This is a genomic window from Oryzibacter oryziterrae, assembly GCF_021864535.1.
Taxonomy (GTDB): Bacteria; Pseudomonadota; Alphaproteobacteria; order Rhizobiales; family Pleomorphomonadaceae; genus Pleomorphomonas; species Pleomorphomonas oryziterrae.
This window is the reverse complement of record NZ_JAKJIC010000009.1, coordinates 40,425-54,064: the sequence shown is the minus strand read 5'-3', so window position 1 is coordinate 54,064 and position 13,640 is coordinate 40,425. Positions and strand designations below refer to the sequence as shown.

The 13,640-nt window shown below is 61.9% G+C and carries 10 protein-coding genes, 1 tRNA gene and 1 pseudogene; 9 read left to right on the top strand and 3 right to left on the bottom strand.

Features of this window, described 5'->3' with window-relative positions; all coding sequences use genetic code 11:
• The first annotated feature begins 154 nt into the window (after positions 1-154).
• The gene (locus tag L2I41_RS11230; protein WP_237153787.1) at positions 155-499 is read left to right on the top strand and encodes an acyl-CoA thioesterase; all 345 of its coding nucleotides are present in this window, start codon (positions 155-157) and stop codon (positions 497-499) included.
• Positions 500-606: 107 nt separating this feature from the next.
• Here L2I41_RS11230 and L2I41_RS11225 read toward each other — a convergent pair whose 3' ends face one another.
• The gene (locus L2I41_RS11225; RefSeq protein ID WP_237153642.1) at positions 607-1,470 is read right to left on the bottom strand and encodes a LysR family transcriptional regulator; all 864 of its coding nucleotides are present in this window, start codon (positions 1,468-1,470) and stop codon (positions 607-609) included.
• A 99-nt stretch (positions 1,471-1,569) separates the two neighbouring features.
• On the opposite strand from L2I41_RS11225, the gene L2I41_RS11220 reads away from it, so the two are divergent.
• Positions 1,570-2,505 (top strand): DMT family transporter, encoded by a 936-nt coding sequence (locus L2I41_RS11220; RefSeq protein WP_237153641.1) that lies wholly within the window; start codon positions 1,570-1,572, stop codon positions 2,503-2,505.
• A 333-nt stretch (positions 2,506-2,838) separates the two neighbouring features.
• A tRNA-Ile gene (locus L2I41_RS11215) sits at positions 2,839-2,914 on the top strand.
• Between the two features lie 456 nt (positions 2,915-3,370).
• Here L2I41_RS11215 and L2I41_RS11210 read toward each other — a convergent pair.
• On the bottom strand, positions 3,371-4,429 hold the full coding sequence (locus L2I41_RS11210; RefSeq protein ID WP_237153785.1) for a polysaccharide biosynthesis/export family protein: 1,059 nt from the start codon (positions 4,427-4,429) through the stop codon (positions 3,371-3,373).
• Positions 4,430-5,255: 826 nt separating this feature from the next.
• Here L2I41_RS11210 and L2I41_RS11205 point away from each other — a divergent pair.
• The 6 genes and pseudogenes from L2I41_RS11205 (at position 5,256) to L2I41_RS11180 (ending at position 11,860) form a co-directional block, all read left to right on the top strand.
• Positions 5,256-6,168 (top strand): annotated as a pseudogene (locus L2I41_RS11205) (LysR family transcriptional regulator).
• 161 nt (positions 6,169-6,329) lie between these two features.
• On the top strand, positions 6,330-7,457 hold the full coding sequence (locus tag L2I41_RS11200; RefSeq protein ID WP_237153783.1) for an ABC transporter substrate-binding protein: 1,128 nt from the start codon (positions 6,330-6,332) through the stop codon (positions 7,455-7,457).
• Positions 7,458-7,643: 186 nt separating this feature from the next.
• Positions 7,644-8,666: an ABC transporter ATP-binding protein gene (locus L2I41_RS11195; protein ID WP_237153639.1), complete on the top strand. Its 1,023-nt coding sequence runs from the start codon at positions 7,644-7,646 to the stop codon at positions 8,664-8,666.
• Positions 8,659-9,594 (top strand): ABC transporter permease, encoded by a 936-nt coding sequence (locus L2I41_RS11190; RefSeq protein ID WP_237153638.1) that lies wholly within the window; start codon positions 8,659-8,661, stop codon positions 9,592-9,594. The genes L2I41_RS11195 and L2I41_RS11190 overlap by 8 nt, the downstream gene beginning before the upstream one ends.
• Entirely contained in the window at positions 9,584-10,390 is an 807-nt protein-coding gene (locus tag L2I41_RS11185; protein ID WP_237153637.1) for an ABC transporter permease, read from the top strand. The genes L2I41_RS11190 and L2I41_RS11185 overlap by 11 nt, the downstream gene beginning before the upstream one ends.
• A 45-nt stretch (positions 10,391-10,435) precedes the next feature.
• Entirely contained in the window at positions 10,436-11,860 is a 1,425-nt protein-coding gene (locus L2I41_RS11180) for a gamma-aminobutyraldehyde dehydrogenase (protein ID WP_237153782.1), read from the top strand.
• 77 nt (positions 11,861-11,937) lie between these two features.
• Here L2I41_RS11180 and L2I41_RS11175 read toward each other — a convergent pair whose 3' ends face one another.
• Positions 11,938-13,506: a DHA2 family efflux MFS transporter permease subunit gene (locus L2I41_RS11175; protein ID WP_237153636.1), complete on the bottom strand. Its 1,569-nt coding sequence runs from the start codon at positions 13,504-13,506 to the stop codon at positions 11,938-11,940.
• Between the last annotated feature and the right edge of the window lie 134 nt (positions 13,507-13,640).

The window sequence follows — 13,640 nt, the reverse complement described above, 5'->3', positions numbered from 1 at the left end:
TTGCCGCCAGACTGCCCCGATACTGACCTCGTGATTCATCTGACGCTGGAGAGGAGGGGGGGCGCTGGCCAGACTTTCCTCTTCGCGACTTGCAATCGAAAGGTCCACCGTGAGCGCAGAACCCAAGGGCGAGCTGACTGTCCGCACCATAGCGATGCCACGCGATACAAATGCCAATGGTGATATTTTTGGCGGCTGGGTCATGTCGCAAATGGACGTCGCCGGCGGTATCGCGGCGGTCCAGCGCAGCCAGGGGCGCGCGGTTACCATTGCCGTGGAAGCCATGACCTTCATCCGGCCAGTGAAAGTGGGCGATGTCCTGTGTGTCTACACGACCATCGAGAAAGTCGGGCGCACGTCGATGAAAATCCAGATCGAAGCCTGGGCGCGCCGCTTCATGAGTGACGTGCGCGAGCAGGTGACGCACGGCATCTTCACTTTCGTCGCCATTGACGACGCCGGCCGCCCGCGCCCTGTCCCGCCGCTGGCAGAGGGCTGATCCACCAGGGAGCCGCGGGATTTCCGTTCCGCCGGCTTCCTGCCGCCAGTGTTCGGTGAGCCGCCGGTGGATCGCTCGGCGATGTGCACACCGCGCGGTCGACCGGATTATGCCGCGCCGAACTCGGCTCTCCGGGCTGCCATGCCGTCGGCGATGGCTTCGGCCACGGCGTTGACACGGCGCGTGCCCGCGAGATCGGCGTGTGTCACCATGAAGATCGGGCGTTCCATCGGGCCGCCCTCGGGTAGTCGTGTGGCTATAAGATTCAGGCCTGCGGCGCGGGCCAGAAAGTGCGGCAGGACCGCGATGCCGCAGCCTCGCCGCACGGCTTCGACCTGAGCTTCCAGCGTGTTGACGGCGAACTGTGGGGCATCGGCCCCGGCAAAAGCACGCGACCATGCAAGCACGGTTCCGAGGCCGACCTGATCAGGCCAGGAGACATGCCGTGTGGGGCGTGTGCCGTCGGGCGGTCCATAGAGGCCAAAGCCCATGGTCACCAGTTGGCGCACACGCAAATGGCCATGGTCAGGGCGCACCATGCGCAGCGCCAGGTCAGCGTCGTGGCGATGGAGGTTGATCGTCTGTGTGCTGAACAGGATCTCGATGTCCAGGCCAGGATGGGCCGCCATCAGCGGTGCCAGTGTCGGAACAAGCAGCGGTGTGATCAGGCTCTCGATGCTCGCGATGCGGACATGACCGGTCACCTGATCCTGTGCGCCGGCCTCGTGCCGCAAGCTCACCAGAGCTTCCTCGGCGGCCTCCGCGCGTGGGAGCAGGGCGCTGCCCTGATCGGTCAGGCTGTAGCCGCTCTGGTGGCGCAGGAAGAGCGGAACACCAAGGGCGGACTCGAACCGTTCAATCCGGCGCGAGACCGTGGCGACGCCCGAGCGCAACCGGCGCGCTGCGCCGGAGAGGCTGCCTTCGCGGGCAAGCGCGAGAAAGACGCGGAGATCATCCCAGTTCGGCTGCATGGATTTCCACTTTCGGAAAATGGATTTTTCATATCTTCCATATTCGAGCGACCGGGAGAAGCCCATTGTCACGAGCAACGTCAATAACGAGGGTTCGTGATGTCCAACCTTTCATCCAAGTCCCAACACCTGCTGAACAGGAGAGCGGTGCTGCTGAGTGCATTCGCCGCCATCTTCTGGGGCACCAACTTCGAGGCAACGCGCCTCGTGCTCACCGATATGACACCCTGGACGGCCGCCGCCCTGCGTTTTGCCCTGGCTGCCGGCGTCGCCTTGCTTTGGCTCACCGTATCGCGTGGCCTCGATCTGGGCGTTCTCAGGCGCAATGCGGTTTCCTTCGTCATTTTGGGATTGATCGGCGTGGCCGGCTTCAACGCGGCGCTGTTTCTGGGGATGCGAACCTCCAGCCCGGTTACGGCGGCGCTGATCATGGGAACCAGTCCGCTCACGACCAATCTGCTCGATGCGCTCATCAGTCGGCGTCGTCCGGCGGCTCTTGCTCTGGTGGGCATGGGGATCAGTCTGATCGGTGTTGCGCTGACGGTCGGAGCCTTTTCCGGCTCACGCTTTGCGGCAGGTGACCTGTTGATCGCCGGCGGAAGCCTGGCGTGGGCGCTTTACTCCATCGGTTGCCGGCGTTGGGTGGCGGGGGCGTCGCCTCTGGAGACCACCGTGTGGACCATGGTCTTCGGTGCGGCCATGCTTGTGGCGGTCGCCTTCGTGGTGGAAAGCCCTGTGCACCAGATGCAGTCCGCGTCCCTGGTGTCCTGGCTTGCAAGCCTGCACATGGCGCTGATCGGCTCCGTGCTTGCCTTCGTCTTCTGGCAGGTGGGCATCACGCAGCGCGGCCCGGCAGCCACATCGGTGCTGTTCAATCTGGTGCCGGTATCGGCGCTGGCGGTGGCCGCTGGCTTTGGGCGGGCGCCCCACTGGTCACAGTTGCTGGGGGTTGCCATCGCCATATTCGGCGTCTGGGTCGCCAGCCGACCGAAGCGCCCAGCTGTTTCGCCGCACTTGAAGACGATCTCGGTGTGATCGCCGGCCGCTTGGTCCCCTCATCATCGAGCCAACGCCGCCAGCCAAGTCCTGCAACCTGGCTGGCAAAAGTGCCGGGGAAGATTGCGACTATCCCTTGCCGTCGCTGGATGTGAAGGGCGTTGCCTCAGCTCAAGGTCAGCCGGGGAATGAAAGCAATGATGACGGCAATCCCTCGCCGCATTTCCTCCGGTCTTTGTGGACCGGATCCCCCGCTTGGGCGGCAACCCCTCTTGATTCATCGGCCAGCAGATGCAAAAAGCGATCACCAACAACGGTGTTTCCGGTCCACAACTGTGCCGATCGCGCACGGACCATAGCCCACCGGTTGCCGGGCCTGTAGCTCAATGGTTAGAGCCGACCGCTCATAACGGTCTGGTTGGGGGTTCGAGTCCCTCCGGGCCTACCATCCACCTCGTGTTATGTTTCGCTCGACGCGAACTCTTGGACTTATGACGCGAAATGTTGGACTCTTGGGAGAGCGAAGTCCCTTGTCGCGGCATACGCTCGCCCTCTGCCATAGCTCCACCCGACAATCGCAGTGCCAGACATCGAGCCTGCTGTGTGTCGCAAAGGAGATGTGAGAGGAGCCGGTGGAAGTCCGCTTTGGGTCGCTGCTGGGGGGGCGCCAGAGTTCTGCCAGGTATTGGCTTAAGTACGGGCGCCGCGCGAAGCTTCCTTTGAGCAGAGACAGCTAGCAAAGCTGTCCCGCGTGACAGCTGCAGCTGGCGCCATTGCCGGGGAGCTTGCATGTCCATTTCGTGCAGGCCGTGTTGGAAGAGCCAGAATGGCTCCTCCGAGTTAGGCGTTCTTCACGGTTGTCGGATGCCAGCCGCCGAGTGTATGGCTTGAGCCGCAGCTAGCCTCATTTCACCTTTTCATAGGTTGAAGACGCAGAGTTCACCAGGTCGAGAATCTTGGTGAGCTCAACGGATGCTGCGTTCGAAATATACAAGATGTCCTTGTCCTTCATCGGGAACTTTTGTGTCACGAAGAACGCTGAAGGATCTCGCAGATTGGCGCGGAAGACGACCGGAATTTGCGTTCCCTGGAACCGGCTTACATCAACACCGATCTTGGCCAGAAGGTCACGGCTTTCGGTTCTGAAGAGAAACACTTGAGACGGATCTGCGCGGTTGTCGTTGAGACCACCGGCTTTTGCCAAGGCTTCGCCAAAGGTGAGATCCGCTTCCTCAAAGTCGAAGCGATTGCTCTCGCCCGTTGCGCCGAAGGCGAGATAGGTCCGGCGTTCGCGGTTGACGTAAACCGTGTCGCCCGGCAGCAAGTAGATGTTTTCAGACGGATTGTTGACGAGAGTGTCAAAGAGAACCGTCGCCTTCCTCCCGTGACGCTGCAAGGTCACATAGGTTTCAACTGCCGGCTCACTCAGGCCACCACCTTGGGCGATCGCATCCAGAACACGATCGCCGTTTGGGCTCACCGAGAACTTCTTGGGGGCATGGACGTCACCCAGAACCGAAACTTCGCTGGAACGGCTGGTTTCCAGCGAAATGATCGCTTGCGGTTCGATCGCACGATTTGCGAGGCGACTTTCGATTTCGTGTTGCGCGGCAATCGGAGTGCGGCCCGCCACATGGATTTGTCCGGCATAGGGGATGCTGATGTTGCCGGAACTGTCCACGGTCTGGCTGGGGATGCTGATGAAGTTTCCGGCGCGGCTTCCCGCGTCGGACGGAATGAACAGCCCGCCCGACTGCGATTCAAAGATCGTCACGGAAACGAGATCGCCAACGCCAAGCGGCAGGGCGGTCGGACCGCCACGTACCGCTCCGAAGCTCGAAAGAGGGTATTGCGGCTCGAACTCGAAGTACGGCAACACATCCTTGCTCAGGTCAACCAGCGCATAATCGAGGCCCGATTGCTTGCCCGATTGCGTCACGGTTGCCTTGGCGCCGGAGACCACAGCCAAGTCAGATGGACCTGAACGTGGAAGTGCCGAACAACTTGCCAAGATTGCACAAAGAGCAGTTACGGAGGCGCGAACTAAAAATAGTTCGACGGACGTCAAAACGCGACGATTGAACTGTATCCCCTGCACTGCGCGCACCCCTATGGCAAAAATAAATAAAGAAGCCGTATGAGCCCAAACGTTGTGACGTCTTTGTGGTCCGACTAAGAATAATAACGGCTTGTTTCCTGTATTGTCTCAAGAAACAATCTGCTTTCAGATTCGGACTACTTCAATCTTCGCTGAACCCAGGCGGCCACAAGCGGCCCGACCCGCCCATGATACATTAGGCTTTCAAGCGCACCCGGCCACCAAGAGTCAAGCTTCCCGTGCGGTGAAAAATATACATAGCACAACTATGTGATGGAAGAGCCAAACAGTGGCCCCATTTTTTCTCGTCGAGGTATGGCATTTTGGTACCACGGGTCCGGCAGAGCTGCCGGGCACTTGAGCCTTCCAACCGGGGGCACGCAGGTCGCGCAGACTGATTGACCTATCATAAGAGGTTGATTTGTCGCGCGATCTTGTTGCGCGCTCCAATCGTCTCCCTTTTTGATACTTACACCGGCTCCCGGCACCTGTTGATAGAGGCATCGAGATGGCTCGGGACACAAGGCGTTTGGAGCCTGAGTGCTTGGTGCCGTGTGGAGCCGTTGCAACCTCGACCTCTTCTTGGCCATCCTGGATCGTCGGGTGAAAGCTTTTCCGCGGACAGGATTGTCCAAGTCGCCTTTCGCTGGCCCGTCGATCCGTCGTAGAACGGCGGGGGGAGGCTTCGGTCATGTCGTTTTCGCTGCGCCAGCTTCAGTATTTCCTTGCGGTTGCCGAGACGGGGGGCTGTTTCCAAGGCGGCGGCGCAATTGTCGACGTCGCAGTCGACCATTACCGAGGCGATGAAGGATCTCGAGGCAGACCTCGGGGTCAAGCTGTTCGAGCGGCAGTCGCGCGGGCTCGGGTTGACGCACAAGGGGCAGTTGTTTCGCCGGCACGCCGAACGCATCTGGCAGGATGTGGCGGACGCGCGCGGGGCCCTTGCCAACGTGGCCCCCGAAGTCACCGGGCGGTTGACGCTTGGGGTCACCTCGCTGGTTGCCGGCTATGTGCTCTCGGACCTGTTGGCGCGCTTTTCCCGTGCCTTTCCCGGTGTCAGTGTCGATCTGGTCGAAGACGGGCACGATTACCTTGAGCATCTTCTGCTCAACGGGGAGATCGATCTGGCGCTCGTCACAATGTCGGGCCTGCACAATCCGGAGTCCCTGGCAGCCGACGAACTTGAGGCCTATCGCTATCGGCTATGGGTGGCGTCGGGTCACCCGCTGGCTGAGCGGGATCAGCTGGACTTGGGGGTGATCTCGGAATTTCCTCAGATCGCGCTCAGTATCGACGAAATCGAAGAGGCGGCCGATCATCTTTGGCGCGGCTCGGGCCTGCGGCCGCATACGGTGTTCCGCACGCGTTCGGTAGAGGCGGTGCGTTCGCTTGTGGCGGCCGGCATAGGAGTCGCCATTTTGCCCGATCTTGTGTTCCGCCCCTGGTCGCTCGATGGTTTGCGCCTCGAAGCGCGGCAGATTTCCGCAGCTTTGCCCATGGTGAAGGCGGCGCTGGTGCGCCGGCGAGGCTATCACGACAATCCCAACGCCCGCCGCTTCATCGATGTCACGCTGTCGCACAATGCAGGACGGTTGAACCCCTGACGTTGATATCGAAAATTCCGATATCATTTCTTGATATTTTGAAATTGCGAAAGGGCAATGTTTTGTTAGGTTTTTCCCTAAGGGCGCGGCGAAGACTGATCGTGCCCAGCACAAGGGGAACCGACATGACCACTTTCGCACAGCGCTTGGCGGCGCTCGGCATGGTGCCGACGCTGCTTCTGGGTGTCACGCCGTCCTATGCTCAGCTTACGTCCATCGGCCCCGGGGAAGGGGAAGTCGATATCGTCGCCTGGGCCGGCTATATCGAACGCGGCGAAACCGACAAGAATTACGATTGGGTCACCGATTTCGAAAAGCAGACCGGCTGCAAGGTGCAGGTGAAGGTCGCCGGAACGTCGGACGAGATGGTTTCCCTGATGAACGAGGGCGGTTTTGACCTGGTCACCGCCTCCGGCGACGCGTCCCTGCGTCTGGTTGCCGGCAAGAAGGTTCAGCCCATCAACACCGATCTGATCCCGTCGTGGAAGACGGTGGACGAGCGGCTGCAGAACGCGCCCTGGCACACGGTCGACGGCGTTCACTATGGCGTGCCCTATCAGTGGGGCGCCAACGTTCTGATGTACAACACCGAGGCCTTCAAGGGCGGCACGCCCGCCAGCTGGGATGTTGTGTTCAAGGAGCAAACCCTGCCGGACGGCAAGTCCAACAAGGGGCGCATCCAGGCTTTCGATGGGCCGATCTATATTGCCGATGCTGCGCTCTATCTGAAGGCGCACAACCCCGAACTCGGCATCACCGATCCCTATGCTCTGACCGAGACGCAGTATAATGCGGCGCTCGAACTCCTGCGTTCGCAGAAGGATCTGGTCCAGCGCTATTGGCATGACGCCATGAAGCAGGTGGACGACTTCAACAATGAAGGCGTCGTGGCATCGTCCTCCTGGCCGTTCCAGGTCAATCTCCTGATCTCGCAGCAGAAGCCGATTGGCTCCATCGTGCCGGCCGAAGGCGCCACCGGTTGGGCCGACACCACCATGATGCACGCCGACGCCAAGCATCCGAACTGCGCCTATATGTGGATGGAGCATTCGCTTGCCCCGAAGGTGCAGGGCGACGTGGCTGCCTGGTTCGGGTCGGTGCCGTCGGTTCCCGCCGCCTGCAAGGGCAATGCGCTGCTGACCGATGAAGGCTGCAAGACCAACGGCATCGACAACTTCGACAAGATCAGCTTCTGGCGCACACCGGTTGCCAAGTGCGCGGCGGCTGAAGGCTGTGTGCCTTATCACCGCTGGGTGTCCGATTACATGGCGATCCTCGGCGGACGCTGAGACATCGTGTTCCCAAAGGTCCGGGACGTTCGCCCCGGACCCGGGGGCTTGCTAGAGCTGTGCCCTCCTTGTCGATCCTGACATTTGTTTGTGGCTGACACGCGCCTGTCTCCGCCCGGCCTGCCTTCTCGGGCGGACGCGGCGCTGGTTGAACTCGGCCTGAAACTCAATGCAACGAGCATCCCCATGACGTCTCCTTCCACCACCGCAGTCCTGTTCCAGAATGTCACCCGCCATTTCGGCACGGTGCGGGCTGTGGATGGTGTGGATCTCAAGATCGAGCAAGGCGAGTTCTTCGCCATGCTCGGACCGTCGGGTTCAGGCAAGACAACCTGTTTGCGCCTGATTGCCGGTTTCGAGCAGCCGACTGCCGGGCATATCGAGATCTTCAATGAGACGGCGGAAGGCCTTGCCCCAAACCGGCGCGACGTGAACACCGTCTTCCAGGATTATGCCCTGTTCCCGCACATGACGGTGCTCGACAATGTGGCCTATGGTCTGATGGTGCGCGGCGTTTCGCGCCCCGATCGGGAACGGCGCGCTCGGGAAGCCCTGTCGCTGGTGCGGCTGGAAGGCATGGATGCGCGGCGTCCGGCGCAACTATCCGGCGGCCAACGCCAGCGTGTCGCGCTCGCCCGGGCCCTGGTCAACCGGCCCAAGGTGCTGCTGCTGGACGAACCGCTTGGCGCGCTCGATCTCAAGCTGCGCGAGGACATGCAGGAAGAATTGCGGCGCTTGCACAAGCAGCTCGGCCTCACCTTCGTTTTCGTGACGCACGATCAGGGCGAGGCTTTGTCCATGGCCGATCGCGTCGCGGTGTTCAACCAGGGACGCATCGTGCAGGTGGGCACGCCGGAAGACATCTACCAGCGGCCAACGACGCGCTTTGTGGCCGAGTTTGTCGGCTCCTCCAATGTGCTCACCCCGGACGAAGCACCTCGATTTGGCGGCGTCAGCCATTGGACCAGCCTGCGTCCCGAGGCGATCCTGATCGGGTCGGCGGCCGAAGCCATGGATATCAGGCAGCCGGCCGAGGTGGTCGACCAGCAGTTCCAGGGCGCCATGCGCAAGACGCTGTTGAAGATCAACGGGCGTGAAGTGTGGTCGCTCGCCCCGGCGGCACAGGCGCTCGAAGCCGGGCGGACAGTCACCGTCGGCTGGGCACAGGGTGCCTTGCACGCCATGAAAGGGGAGGGCGCCCATGTCTGATCTCGCTCTTCGGCGGCAGGGCGGTCTGTCCGCAGTCATCGACACCCTCTATCGGCGGCCGCGCATCTTCCTGGCTGTCCTCCTGGCCCCGCCGCTTCTATGGCTCGGCGTCGTCTATCTCGGTTCGCTGTTTGCGCTGCTGGCGCAGAGTTTCTTCAGCCTTGACGATTTCTCGGGCGTGATCGTCCGCGAGTTCACCCTGTCCACCTGGGTGCAATTGCTGGCGCCGGCCAACATGGACGTCATCGTCCGTACGGTGACGATGGCCGCTCTGGTGACGGTGGCCGACGGCATCATGGCCTTTCCCATCGCCTATTATGCCGCCCGCTACGCCCGCGGGCCGATGAAGGCTGCCTTCTATCTCCTGGTCATGATGCCCCTGTGGTCGAGCTATCTCGTCAAAGTCTACGCCTGGAAGCTCATTCTGGCGCGCGAGGGCATCTATACCTGGGTGCTGGACAAGCTTGGCATCGAGGCGCTGCTCGATTGGTACCTGTCGCTGCCGGTGATCGGCGGTCCGTCGCTGTCGGCTTCTTATACCGGCACGTTCATCGTCTTCTGTTATGTCTGGCTGCCCTACATGATCCTGCCGGTGCAGTCGGCGCTGGAGCGGGTGCCCGGCAATCTGATCGAAGCCAGCGCCGATCTCGGGGCCAGCCCGCGCGACACCTTCCGCCACGTCATCCTGCCGCTGGCTTTCCCGGGCGTGGTTGCGGGATCCATCTTCACCTTCTCGCTGACGCTCGGCGACTACATCATCCCGCAGATCGTCGGCGGCTCGCAATATTACCTCGGGCAGGCGGTCTATGCCCAGCAGGGCACGGCCGGCAACATTCCGCTCGCGGCTGCCTTCTCCGTGGTGCCGATCCTGATCATGGGCCTCTATCTGGCCTTTGCCCGCAAGCTGGGGGCTTTCGATGCGCTCTGAAGGCTCTTCCCTGTTGCTCAAGCTGTCTGCGCTCGGGGGGCTCGTCTTCCTGCATGGGCCGCTTGCGATCATCCTGCTCTATGCCTTCACCACGGAAGGCAAGAGCTATCAGTTCCCCCCGCCGGGCTTGACGCTGCAGTGGTTCGCCGTCGCCTGGAACCGGCCGGATATCTGGGCGGCGCTGACGCTGTCCGTCAATGTCGCGCTGATCGCGACAGGTTTGGCTCTCGTGCTGGGGACGCTGGCCGCCGCGGCCCTGTCGCGTACCCGATTCTGGGGGCGGGACAATGTCTCGCTCCTGCTGATCCTGCCGCTCGCCTTGCCGGGCATCATCACCGGCATCGCGCTGCGCTCGGCCTTCAACCTGATGGATCTTCCCTATTCAGTGTTCACCATCGTGCTCGGGCACGCCACCTTCTGCATTGTGGTCGTCTACAACAATGCCGTGGCCCGTTTCCGCCGCCTGTCTCCGTCGCTGGTGGAGGCGTCCTTCGATCTCGGTGCGGACGCCTTCCAGACGTTCCGCCATGTGGTGCTGCCCAACATCGGGACGGCGCTGCTCGCGGGGGGCATGCTGGCCTTCGCCCTGTCCTTCGATGAAGTGATCGTCACCACTTTCACGGCGGGGCAGCAGACCACCTTGCCGATCTGGATGCTCAACGAGCTGGTCCGCCCGCGCGACCGCCCCGTCACCAATGTGGTGGCCGTGCTGGTGATGGCCGTGACCTTCTTTCCCATTCTTGCCGCCTATTGGCTCACCCGCGAGGGGGAGCATGTTGCCGGCGGATCGCGTTGATACCCGACAGACAAGACCCAGAGGGAGCCCATAATGACTGTCGTCCTGCCCACCAAGATGCTGATCGGATCCGAGTTCGTTTCCGGCACCGAAACTGCGGAGAATGTGCTCAATCCGCGCACCGGCGAAACGCTCGTCGCCATGCCGGAGGCGTCCATCGATCAGGTGGAGGCTGTTGTTGCCGCCGCCAGCGAAGCCTTTGTGAGCTATAGCCGCTATACGCCCTCGGCCCGAGCGGCGCTGCTGCTGGCGCTGGCCGATCGGATCACCGCCGAAGCCGAGACCTTTGCCCGCCTCGAAGCCTTGCAGTGCGGCAAGCCCTATCACGCTGTCCTGCGTGACGAGATTCCCGCCATCGTCGACTGCTTCCGCTTCTTTGCCGGCGCGGCGCGCGTGGTACCGGCCATGGCTGCGGGTGAGTATATCGAGGGCTTCACCTCGATGATCCGGCGCGATCCCATCGGTGTCTGTGGCCAGATCGCGCCGTGGAACTATCCGCTGATGATGGCGGCCTGGAAGATCGCGCCGGCGCTGGCGGCCGGCAATACGGTGGTGCTGAAGCCGTCGGAACAGACGCCGCTGACCACGTTGAAGCTTGCCGAAGTGGCCGCCGACATTTTCCCGGCTGGCGTCGTCAACGTCATCGTCGGCCGTGGCGAGAGCGTGGGAAGCCCGCTGATCAACCATCCGCGCGTGTCCATGGTGTCGCTGACGGGTGATGTCGCCACCGGCAAGAAAGTGCTGCAGGCGGCGTCCAAGACGATCAAGCGTACGCATCTGGAGCTTGGCGGCAAGGCTCCGGTGATCGTTTATGACGATGCCGATATCACCTCGGTGGTCGAGGGATTGCGCACCTTCGGCTATTATAACGCCGGGCAGGACTGCACGGCCGCCTGCCGGGTCTATGCCGGAGCCAAGGTCTACGACAAGCTGGTGGCCGAGCTGGCGTCCGCCGTCTCGACGATCAAGTATAACGAAGCAGAGGATGCCGACAACGAGATCGGGCCGCTGATCTCCGCACGCCAGCGCGCCCGCGTGGCTAGCTTCGTCGAACGGGCCATGGAGCAGAAGCACATCGAGATCGCTACCGGTGGCAAGGCCGTGGACGGTCCGGGCTTCTTCTATCAGCCAACCGTGGTTGCCGGCGCCTTGCAGAGCGACGAAATTGTTCGTCGCGAGGTGTTTGGTCCGGTCGTCTCTGTCACCCGCTTCACCGATGAGGACGACGTGATCGCCTGGGCCAATGACAGCGACTATGGTTTGGCGTCATCGGTCTGGAGCCGCGACGTGTCGAAGGCGATGAATGCCGCTTCCCGGCTTCAGTATGGCGCCAGCTGGATCAACTGCCATTTCATGCTGACCAGCGAAATGCCGCATGGCGGCCTCAAGCAGTCGGGCTATGGCAAGGATATGTCGGTCTATTCGCTTGAGGATTACTCGGTGGTTCGCCACGTGATGATCAAGCTCTGAACGCAAGGTCGATGCAAAACACAAGAGCCGTGCAGGGAGATCTGCACGGCTCTTTTCTTGTCTATCCCTTGGCGCATTCAGTGGCCGCCGCCACCTCCGCCCAGCGGGGCGGGCTTCTGCACGAGCGGCAGTGCCAAGGCAAGGCCGCAGAAGAGAATGGTGAGCAGGATGAAGACGTCGGCGAAGGACATCACGCTCGCCTGCTGCAGCGTCATGCGGTTGAGCTGGAAGATCGCCGCTGTGCCAGCGTTGGTGCCAAGTTCGCTGAAGGCATGCGTCATGTTGTTGACGGCCTGCACGGCCTCAGGATTGGCATAGTTCACCGCTTCGCGCAGACGGTCGTAATGCAGGTCGGACCGATCGGTCATCACCGAGTTGATCAAGGCGAGCCCGACGGCACCGCCGAGGTTGCGGGTCAGGTTGAACAGGCCCGACGCGTTCTTCATGCGTGACGGCGGCATGGTGCCCAAGGCGATGTTGTTGATCGGCACCATGCAGATCATCAGGAAGACGCCACGGAAGATCTGCGGCCACAACAACTCCCAGAAGTCCCAATCCGACGTCACCCTGCTGGCAATCAGCGTGCCGATGCCAACACCGACAAAGCCGATGCCGATCATCAGGCGCAGGTCCATCATGCGCATCATGCGGCCGGCGAATGGTGCCGTGGCAAACATGGCGATGCCCGACACGAACATGGTCTCGCCGATCTGCAGCGAGGAGAAGCCGCGGATGCGGGCCAGGAACAGCGGGTAGATATAGGTCAGGCCATAGAGGCCGATGCCCATGCAGAAGGAGAAGATGCAGCCGAAGGTGAAGTTGCGGTTGGCAAAGGCCGAGAGGTCGACCACGGGCTCTTCGCGGGTGAAGGCGCGGAAGAAGAAGATGATGGTGCTGACCACGGCGATGATCGTCAGATTGAAGATCAGTTCGTCCTGCAGCCAGTCCTTGCTCGGACCTTCCTCCAGCACATATTCGAGCGCGCCCAGCATGGTGGCCATGGAGGCGAGGCCGAGCCAGTCGAACTTGTCGAACAGCGAGAGGTCGGGTTCGTCGAAGTCGATCAGGAAGTAGGCTGCGGCCGTCACGAAAATGCCGGGCACGACATTGACGAGAAACAGCCAGTGCCAGGAAAACAGCTCGGTCAGATAGCCGCCGACCGTCGGGCCGATGGTCGGGGCCAGCGTCGCGACGAGGCCGATGATCGGCGCGATCATCGCCTGCTTCTCGCGCGGGAAGATGGTGTAGGCCGAGGCGAAGACGGTGGGGATCATGCCGCCGCCGATGAAGCCCTGGATGGCGCGCCAGAGGATCATCTCGTTGATGGTGCCGGATGTGGCGCACATCAGCGAGGCGAAGGTGAAGCCACCGGAGGCGATGACGAACATCCAGCGCGTCGAGATCATGCGGGAGAGGTAGCCCGACAGCGGGATCATGATCACTTCGGCGATCAGGTAGGCTGTCTGCACCCAGGAGATCTCGTCATTGGCGGCCCCGAGGCCGGCCTGGATTTCCGCGAGCGAAGCCGAGACGATCTGGATGTCCAGGATCGCCATGAACATGCCGAACACCATGCAGATGAAGGTGAACATGCGCCTGCCACTGAAGGCGGGTGTGCTCGGACGTGGGGCAGCGATGCTGGACATGGTGGCGTGCTCGCAGTGGATCGCCGATCGAATGTTTCGGCGTCAGATCCGGCCCGGTGGGCGAGGACCCGCAGGACGGTGCGTCAGAGAAGGAATGGGCGGCGCTGCAAGGACATGGAGAAGCCTGTCAGCGC

Excerpts from the sequence above, each read along its gene's own strand:
- L2I41_RS11230 (WP_237153787.1), top strand. The coding sequence starts at position 155 with ATGCCACGCGATACAAATGCCAATGGTGATATTTTTGGCGGCTGGGTC.
- L2I41_RS11200 (WP_237153783.1), top strand. The coding sequence starts at position 6,330 with ATGGTGCCGACGCTGCTTCTGGGTGTCACGCCGTCCTATGCTCAGCTT.
- L2I41_RS11185 (WP_237153637.1), top strand. The coding sequence starts at position 9,584 with ATGCGCTCTGAAGGCTCTTCCCTGTTGCTCAAGCTGTCTGCGCTCGGG.
- L2I41_RS11190 (WP_237153638.1), top strand. The coding sequence starts at position 8,659 with ATGTCTGATCTCGCTCTTCGGCGGCAGGGCGGTCTGTCCGCAGTCATC.
- L2I41_RS11220 (WP_237153641.1), top strand. The coding sequence starts at position 1,570 with ATGTCCAACCTTTCATCCAAGTCCCAACACCTGCTGAACAGGAGAGCG.
- L2I41_RS11175 (WP_237153636.1), bottom strand. The coding sequence starts at position 13,506 with ATGTCCAGCATCGCTGCCCCACGTCCGAGCACACCCGCCTTCAGTGGC.
- L2I41_RS11195 (WP_237153639.1), top strand. The coding sequence starts at position 7,644 with ATGACGTCTCCTTCCACCACCGCAGTCCTGTTCCAGAATGTCACCCGC.
- L2I41_RS11225 (WP_237153642.1), bottom strand. The coding sequence starts at position 1,470 with ATGCAGCCGAACTGGGATGATCTCCGCGTCTTTCTCGCGCTTGCCCGC.